Genomic DNA, 5,763 nt, shown 5'->3' on the forward strand with positions numbered 1-5,763 from the left:
CGTCGTCCTTGATGGTCATACGTATAGGTTGCGATCGTAGTGCCCGATGCGTTTTTTACTTGAATGAGACGGTTTTCGTCATCATACACAAACGTTTTGTTGCCGTTGTTCGTTAAATTCCCGTTCACATCATATGTGTATGCCTGTCCGTTAACGGCTGTTAGTTGGTCGGCGGCGTCATACGTGTACGTAGTCGTTGTAGTTGTTCCATTGTTGACGATTTTCTTCGTCCGGTTGCCAACCGCGTCGTATTCGTACGTAATCGCTGTTCCATCCGCTAGTGTTTCCTTTGTCAGCTGATTCAATGCATCATACTCATACGTAATCGTTCCATCTTTTGTTTCTACAGCTGTAATATTGCCATTCGCATCGTAACTGTAGAGGAAGTAGTTTAAAACATTTCCGTTGGCATCGAAATTTTTCAATGATTTTAGCTGATTGGCATCGTTATATTCATAAGCGGTATAAGTTCCATTGGCATGGATGATGGCCGAAATATTTCCGCGCTCATCGTACGTAAATCTCGCTAAATTCGCGCTGTTTCTTGACAAGACGACTAACTGGTCCAATGGATTATAGCTGTATCCAATCGTATCAGTCGTTGTACCAGCCGTAATGGATGTCGATGTAACATTTCCATTATCGTCATAACCGTAGGCAATGGCGTTCGATGATCCTTTGCTGATGCGAGTCAGACGGTTGTTTTTATCGTATGTGTACGTGGTTGCATTTCCATTGGCATCCGTCACCGATGTCACGTTGCCATTGGCATCGTAATTGAACGTCCATTTTGTTGTCCCGTTGTAAGCAACGGCAATGAGTCGGTTCAGCGCGTTGTAGCTATAGGATACGCGATCCCCGTTTGCATACGTAACCCCTGTAAGATTCCCGTTTTTATCATAAGCAAACGATGTCGTTTGATTTAACGGGTTCTTGAAACTAGAGATTTGGTTCCATTCATTATACGTATAGTTAGTTGTATAATTCTTTGCATTAGTGACCGATGTTCGATTGCCCGCGCCGTCGTAACCATAGGTAGTCACATTTCCGTTTGGGTCGGTGACTTTGGTTAATTGGTTATTGTTGTTATATTCGTAAGAAGTCGTTTTTCCTTTTCCATCTGTGACGCTCGTTTGGTTTCCGATAGCATCGTATGTGTACGAAACCATATTTCCTGCCGGATCGGTGACTTTGGTGACGTAGTTTTTCTTTGCATCATACGTGTACGACGTCAGAGAAGCTCCTACTTCTAGACGCATTGCATCAAACCATGCTGTGCCCGTTTGATTATAATAGTAATAATACACGTCAATGTAATCGAAGGCCTGTTTCGGTTTTACTTCCGCGGCAACATGTTGCCAGTCAGTCTTCGCCTTATCAAAGTCGTTTGCATAACCCCAATCGGTTGTACCATTCGTATAGTGGATTGCTACTTGCAAGCTATAGTAACCGCCGTTTGGATTGGCTCCTTCTTGTTTGGACCATCCAGACAACGTAAGTTTAGTGTTGCTGTCGCCAGAAATATTAATCCGTTGTTTAATATGCTTATTTTTCCCAGACTCTCCTGTGATTTTAAATGACTTGCTTCCAACATATATATTCGCAACTGTTGTATCTAGTCCATCATTTGTTGATAAATTGCCGCTTGTCGTCCAATTGTCAGGAATTCCATCACTATTCATATCTCGCTCGAAGCTGGAATTATCAACAAGATTATAGGCGCTGACAACCGTTCCTTTCTCTAATTGGATCCCGTCGAAATAAGCAGTCCCAGAACCAGCGTTTACACCGACAGATACCCGAATCGTCTGAGTTCCCGATGGAGCATTATCCGCGACGACATGAAGCCGAGTCCAATCGTTCGTTCCTGCCAACCCATAAGAAATTTTTTGATTTAACCAGTTTCCTTGCGCATCAAAATATTCAACTTTAATAAGAGCTCTGGCAGACATGGACGATGTTTTTACATAACCGCTTGCCACATAAACTCCACCATCATACGGCTGCTTATCAGAACTGACAATCGCCCATCCGGTCGAATTCGAAATGCTGATCGCTTTATTCCCAAATTTGCTTGTTGTCGTCCAACTGAATGTAGCGATTTTCCCTGATTCTACGGCCTTTGTCCAGTTGTCTGGCCAATTATCCGCATTATGATCGAATTCGAAGCTAGAGTTACTTACCAAGTTATCAGCTGTAGACATTGGATACGTCGAATACTGCAAATTTCCCAGATTATCGTATCGCTGTGAAACTGATTGTGTATAAGGATCGATCGCTTCGGTTTGATTGTTATTTTGATCATAATCAAATGTGCTGACGTTGCTGTTGAAATCCTGCTCTTTGATAAGATTATTTTGCAAATCATACGTATATTGTGCCGACTGATTTTCTGGCAATTGAACGCTGACAATATTTCCTTTTTCGTCATATTGATAAATGAACGCTGCGGTTCCATTCGCCTTATTTTCATTTGGTTCCACTACTCGGGTTAAATTATTGTTATTATCATAATCGAATGTTGTCACAGCCTTGTTTTGAGCATCTAAAGGATTTTCTGTGATTTGAATAATATTGCCGTTAGCGTTGTACGTATAATCTACCCGTCTCCCTTCGCCATCTGTGACCGACGTAACACCATTGGTTTTGTCATATGAATAATTTGTGGTACTATTTGTAAGTGCGCCGTTAATCGTAATAGGGCGTTCAATGCTTGTTACGCGGTCGAGTGTATCATAACCAATTGTCGTCGTAATATTTCGGGCATTTTTAATACTTGTTAGATTATGATCCGAATCATACGTAAAAATGGTCGCGTTTCCTTGAGCATCCGTAACTTTCGTTAGGTTGCCGGAAGCATCATACTCATAAGAGATGGTTCTGTTTGCTGGGTCGGTGATACTCGATACATATCCGTTTGTTCCATAGGCAATCGTCGTCGTTCTTGCTGATGCATCTGTAATTGAAGCTAATTTTCCGTTTGCATTATAATTCAATGTAGTCGTGTTCCCATTTGTATCGACCATGCGAGAAAGTTTGCCATTTGTATTGAAATAAAGTTTCGTACCATCGGTTTTGGTTATTGTATAAGTGCCGTCCCCATTTTTGATTAGATCGAGATAGACACCACCAGCAGCTTCGTATCCCCCGCCAACTTTTTCACCAAAAATATGACGAGTATTATCTCCATCAACAAACGTAACTGGTCCACTGCCTGCATCCCAAATATTCATTTCGAGATTAGACATCCATCCATAACCAAACACCCCATTCGATCCGGACTTTCGGCTATTGTATGTTCTCGTAAATTCAACATCTTCGCCTAGACCAGAAATAGCAAGATCCGTTGTTTGTAAAACAAGGTTTCCGTTTGCTGGATTCACCCCATCTTTAGTGGTCGTCCAGAAAGATTCTTGGCCGATTGGCTCTACCCAATAATTAATCGTAATGCGCGGCGTATTAACACTATTGTTTACCGTATTAAATGTGCGATATGGAGAAGACGATTCGTTCTGCTGTTTCAGCATCAAGCCGTAGTTCGGCTGAATACCATTGTACCAGTCCTTGACCAACTGAGTGATATCCCAGCTCCAGTACGTATTGGCCGTATTGTTTGTTGTCGTTGATTCTTTTGTGCTTCGAATAGAAGGCTGATTATTCCAGGTAACAGAAGAAGACCAATTGCTTGTAATTCGATGTAAATCAATAGATACTTGTTGACCATCGGCATTTGTTTGATAGGCATTAAATGTAGCGCTGGAAATGACACTATCACTCGGAAGACTCGGAAGGTAAAATCTCACTAAAGCACGAGTCGTTCCGAAATAACTGTTGTAACCTGTATGCATGTATGTGTTGCTCGAATAGACAGAATCAGGAAAATTATAGGCAATAAAATTATCCCGCAAAACATCCCATTCATTGATCGTAGGGTCAATCGTTACCGGATATATGGTGTCTGGATCTTGTAAAAAGCTCTCATCTACTATCACATCAATATAAGTTTTGCCGCTATTTTGACGTAAATGAAAGGCAACTTGATCAGAATACTTGTGGTTCGCATCGAACATATATGGCTTTTCTAAGTACCACTTAGGGTTCCCTTTTGAGTCTTCAAAGACGATCGTTCCGTCTTTTTTAGCAACAGCCTTTACCCCTTTTAGTTTCATCTCAAAAGTAAAAGCATTGCTGGAAGGTTTATTGTTAAGAATAATATCCTCTTTGACCGCATTGCCTTGAAGGCGATATCGCACATCGGTTTGTTCAAATAACCCTTTATAAATGATTTCATTATTTTTCGCAACACCTTGCACATTTTTCGCATTTATTGGGATAAACGAAAGGATTCTATCATTTTCTTTGATCGAAACAAGTTCAGGTTGACTCGATTGTTTTGCGAATGTTACTTTGAAGGCGTTAGCCGTATTCTCAAACATATCGGCCCCGTTGGGTTTTAGATCGTTATTAATTTTTTTCCATTTCTTATCAAGAGGATCTTGATAAAATTGGGGTTGCAGGTATATCTCTTCAGTAAAGCTTCCATCCGGATTCAAGTATCTTGTCGAATACTTTGTCCGTCTGCTCTCGAGCTCTAATTTTGATTTTGGCCGTTTCGTGGGAAGATCACCAATGTTAGCTTCAATATTTCGGCTTTTTTGCACTACGCGTTCCGATTTCCCAAGAGCAGCTTGTGCAAATGGGGGGACGACAATACTAAAAATTAAACAACATGAGAGAATCATAGCCACATAGCGATAGTTAAATATCGACTTTCCTTCCACCTTATTCCCTTCCTCTCAGGATATGTTGATCATCCGGATGTCAATAAGATTATAGCAACGAAATACAAAGATACGCGATGATCCAAATAATGTAAATTATCAATCGTTTAAGATGACTATAAAAACCCGCCCGCACTCTCATTCGTTTGCTATTGCCAAAAGTTTATCCATCACGATTTTTCTCTGAGTTTTAACGTCTGGAAAAAAGCTTGTCACCTCTGTTTTTCGGCCATCATGAAATAACTACATACTCAACAGCCCAAACATTGTGATGAACAAGGGGGAAGAGATGATGAGAATATCTGATTTTCTTAAAAGATATCATTTGCATGGGAGTTTAATTAAGGGTCTTCACCATTTTCTGTGATTTCTACTCAATCCTAGAAACATGTTAGCTGGATGAAATAGGTTCATCAGTCAGGATCCTTCTTCCGCATACAGACCACGAAGTTGGTAGAATGGAAACAGTCAAGTGCTTTCCTTGACGGGTTCCATTCTACCAACTATCATACCGATAGCGGAAGAAGGGAGCGCTTAAGCAGCCTGACTACCTGTAGTGTTCCCTGTACACTCCAGAAATACACGCAAACGAAACCGTTCTAGATTTCGATAGCCATATGCCCGGCGTTTGATGTTTTGTAACTATTCAGCCACATCATAAAGTGAGCTGAATATTTTTTGCTTTTCCTGTCCATGATGTGAATATTGATAGACAAGGAGGTGAATCGCATGTTGACGGTACAACAAGCTGTATTTACAGTTGAGAGCTTAATCGGCAAAGTTCAACAACAAAAGCAGCTCATTACTCACCAACAACAAGTCATTGAGCAACTGTTGAAAGAAAACAAACAGCTACGCAAAGAAAATGAACAACTCAAGTATCGCGTTCAAGAGCTGGAAGCACGCACGAAAAAAAACAGCTCCAATAGCCATTTGCCCCCATCTTCTGACCGTTTTGTCAACACACGTTCTTCTCGTCAAC

1 protein-coding gene and 2 pseudogenes are annotated in these 5,763 nt (G+C 41.0%); 1 reads left to right on the forward strand and 2 read right to left on the reverse strand.

Annotated elements, in window-relative coordinates; translation table 11 throughout:
- Both BO219_RS13560 and BO219_RS15135 read right to left on the reverse strand, forming a co-directional pair.
- On the reverse strand, positions 1–4,169 hold a 4,169-nt coding region (locus tag BO219_RS13560; RefSeq protein ID WP_226373841.1), incomplete at its 3' end, for a DNRLRE domain-containing protein.
- 1,146 nt (positions 4,170–5,315) lie between these two features.
- A pseudogene (locus tag BO219_RS15135) lies at positions 5,316–5,423 on the reverse strand (transposase); the annotation flags it as partial.
- Positions 5,424–5,552: 129 nt separating this feature from the next.
- Here BO219_RS15135 and BO219_RS14920 point away from each other — a divergent pair.
- A pseudogene (locus BO219_RS14920) lies at positions 5,553–5,763 on the forward strand (DUF6444 domain-containing protein); the annotation flags it as partial.

It is taken from the genome of Anoxybacillus kestanbolensis (assembly GCF_001996285.1).
Lineage (GTDB): Bacteria > Bacillota > Bacilli > Bacillales > Anoxybacillaceae > Anoxybacillus > Anoxybacillus kestanbolensis_A.